Source organism: Cupriavidus sp. 8B (assembly GCF_054589115.1).
In genome coordinates this window covers 1-936 of record NZ_BAAILO010000202.1, presented here as the reverse complement: position 1 = coordinate 936, position 936 = coordinate 1, and the positions used below count along the sequence as shown (strand labels likewise).

1 protein-coding gene is annotated in these 936 nt (G+C 59.4%); it reads left to right on the top strand.

What is annotated here, in order from left to right; all coding sequences use genetic code 11:
* Window positions 1–127 precede the first annotated feature (127 nt).
* The coding region (ltrA, locus tag ACYP5B_RS19950; RefSeq protein WP_459570885.1) for a group II intron reverse transcriptase/maturase at window positions 128–936 on the top strand (809 nt) is incomplete at its 3' end.

The following is a 936-nucleotide window of genomic DNA, read 5'->3' as shown; positions in this document are numbered from 1 at the left end:
AGTACCGATGCGGGGCACAGGGGCGGAGACGTCCGTAGTAGGGCTGAAGGTCCTGTAATGGGGCTGGACCGAAGGGGCGTCATCGTCTGGCTTTGTGCTGCGGGCAACCCGCAAGGGGAGGACCCGCATGGATAAAGCAAAACCGTTTTGTATTTCCAAACGTGAGGTGTGGGAAGCATATCAGCAGGTGAAGGCCAACCGTGGGGCGGCAGGCGTGGATGGACAGTCGATGAAGGAATTCGAGGCGGATTTGAAGAATAATCTGTATCGGATCTGGAATCGGATGTCCTCCGGCAGCTACATGCCGCCGCCGGTGCTGCGGGTGGACATACCCAAAGCGGGAGGTGCGGGAACGAGGCCGTTGGGAATACCCACGATCTCTGATCGCATCGCTCAGACGGTGGCCAAGCGATATCTGGAGCTGCTCGTGGAACCTGTGTTTCACCACGACTCATACGGGTATCGTCCCGGACGATCGGCGCATCAAGCGCTCAACGTGGCTCGGCAGCGATGCTGGGAGTACGAGTGGGTGCTCGACCTCGACATCAAGAATTTCTTCGGTAGCATCGATTGGGAACTCATGATGCGCGCGGTGCGCTGTCACACGGACTGCGCGTGGGTGCTGCTGTATATCGAGCGTTGGCTCAAGGCACCCGTGCAAATGCCTGACGGGACTGTGGTGCACCCGGACAAGGGCACGCCGCAAGGCGGTGTCGTCAGTCCGGTGCTGGCTAACCTGTTTCTCCACTATGCGTTCGACCGGTGGATGCGCAAGCATCACCCGGACGTGCCATTCGAGCGCTATGCTGATGACGCCATCTGTCATTGCAAGAGCGAAGCGCAGGCGCGAGGGCTCAAGCAGGGGCTGGAGATGCGGCTGGCCGAATGCAAGCTGGATCTGCATCCGGAAAAGACCAAAATCGTGTACTGCAAGCA